The organism is Moorena sp. SIO4A1, from assembly GCF_010672065.1.
Taxonomy (GTDB): Bacteria; Cyanobacteriota; Cyanobacteriia; order Cyanobacteriales; family Coleofasciculaceae; genus Moorena.
This window is the reverse complement of the sequence record NZ_JAAHHX010000462.1, coordinates 1-1,837: the sequence shown is the minus strand read 5'-3', so window position 1 is coordinate 1,837 and position 1,837 is coordinate 1. Positions and strand designations below refer to the sequence as shown.

General features: G+C 44.4%; 2 protein-coding genes. One reads left to right on the top strand and one right to left on the bottom strand.

Going from position 1 to position 1,837, the window contains the following annotated elements; translation table 11 throughout:
• Positions 1–392 precede the first annotated feature (392 nt).
• Positions 393–551, bottom strand: a complete 159-nt coding sequence (locus F6K53_RS39485; protein WP_229415370.1) for a hypothetical protein — start codon at positions 549–551, stop codon at positions 393–395.
• 88 nt (positions 552–639) lie between these two features.
• On the opposite strand from F6K53_RS39485, the gene F6K53_RS39480 reads away from it, so the two are divergent.
• Positions 640–1,737, top strand: coding sequence for a transposase (locus F6K53_RS39480; protein WP_293058115.1), 1,098 nt, complete (start codon positions 640–642; stop codon positions 1,735–1,737).
• Positions 1,738–1,837: the final 100 nt, after the last annotated feature.

Below are 1,837 nucleotides of genomic sequence, written 5' to 3'. Positions count from 1 at the left end.
TCATTTTTATCTAATTGTTAATAAAGTTAATGGACAGAATTGTCTCCAGTCAATTCTAGCAAGTGGGCATTGCTGATTGGTAGAATACTCAGAAATCCCACCGTTCACCCTCCGTTATGATTTTTTCTTGATGCAATAGCGAGTGGGGGAAACCCCCTTTGGCGGCGCTGCATCGCTTTTGAAATTTTGCTGTTTGACCCAGTGGTGCGTTACGGGGCAGCCTTTCCCAACCCTGGCGCTCGAGGTTGAAAATGACGGCGAGACCCCCTAACGCATCCTATGCAACTCCCTATATTTTATCGAAAATAGGAGAGTTTGAGAGGGGAAAGAATACCCAGTCCTCTTAGGTCGGGGATGAATTTCCCCTCTCAAGTGGCGTAAGCCACAATCTGTTAACTAGGCAATACACCGGCTTTTCCCAACGCTTCCAAATATTCGGACAGACTTACACCGGCAACGGAAGCTAATCGCTTCAGTCCGTTCCATGCTGTATCCGTCACTCTAATGGTATGTGCTCCTTTGGGTTCCCCGTGAATACAGGGTCTTCCCATTTTTTTTGTTTCTGTTTTAGCCATTTCCTGATCACTTTACGATTCTATAATCTATAATTAAGATAGCACGGATAAAGAGGTCGATACCATGCAATACGGATACGTCTACAAGCTCATTCCAAGTTCTCAGCAGATGACTGTCATGAATCGGTGGCTGGATATGCTCAAAGCGCAGTACAACTATCTGTTAAGGGATAGGAATGATTCCTATGAGCAGGTTAAGTCACCTAAAATGGGGAATTACTGCGACTTGAGGACTCGTGGAGAGGCGTGTCCGTTGACTTGCTCGGTCAATAAGTCAACCTCTGTTGGTTATCCTTGGAAGAAAAGCCAGAAAAATCCTAGACGTAGTGTTTATGAGGTTCAAAGTTCTACTCTTCCGAGTTTAAAAAAAGAACGCCCTTGGTACAAAAAAATACACTCAACTGTCCTGCAACAAATGCTCAGACAGTTGGATACCGCCTTCTCAAAATTCTTTAAAGGTGAAGCAGGGTATCCCAAACCGAAAAGACCTTCTCGTTACCGGAGCTTCAAGTACTCACCAGGTCAAGTAAAACTTGACGGCAATCGAATTTACTTGCCCGGAATAGGATGGATGAGATTTTATAATTCTCGTCCTATCCCAACAGGTTTCACGATGAAATCTGTGACCGTGCGTCGAAAGTCACGGGGTTGGTTTGTCAGTATTCAGATCGAGGACAAATCAGTTCCGTTACCTCCGGTGAAAACTACTGATGAAATCAACCCAAATTGTGTCAAAGGATGCGATTTAGGTATCAATAAACTTGTCAGTACTTCTGATGGCGAAACTATTGCAAACCCATCTAACACTCTTAAGTTCAAGCGTCAAAAAAGGCGCTTGAAACTAAGACAAAGAGTTGCGAGTCGGAAGCAGAAAGGCTCAAATAACCGCAAAGAATCTTTTAGTAAGGTTGCGTCGTTACACGAACGATTAGCCAACAAGCGTTCTGCGTACCATTGGGAAGTGGCTAAAAAATTGACCGATGGTACAGATGCCCTGGTTTTTGAAGATCTCAACATTAAGGGTATGAAGTCTCGTTGCAAACCCAAGCCCAATCAGGATGGTGGATATGATGGCAACGGACAATCTGCCAAAAGAGCACTCAATCGTGTAATATCTGAAGCCGCCTGGGGAGAACTAGTGCAGCGCGGCAGAAATACTTGAGCAGCTGCTGATAATGGTAAAATAGAAGGATGAACTGCTTACCTACTCGATGCTCAGCTTACCCTATTGTACTCTTCACAACTTGTGCTATGCCTGACCC

What these genes read in the sequence shown, in the direction of transcription:
- F6K53_RS39480 (WP_293058115.1), top strand. Translation starts at nt 640, where the DNA reads ATGCAATACGGATACGTCTACAAGCTCATTCCAAGTTCTCAGCAGATG.
- F6K53_RS39485 (WP_229415370.1), bottom strand. Translation starts at nt 551, where the DNA reads ATGGGAAGACCCTGTATTCACGGGGAACCCAAAGGAGCACATACCATT.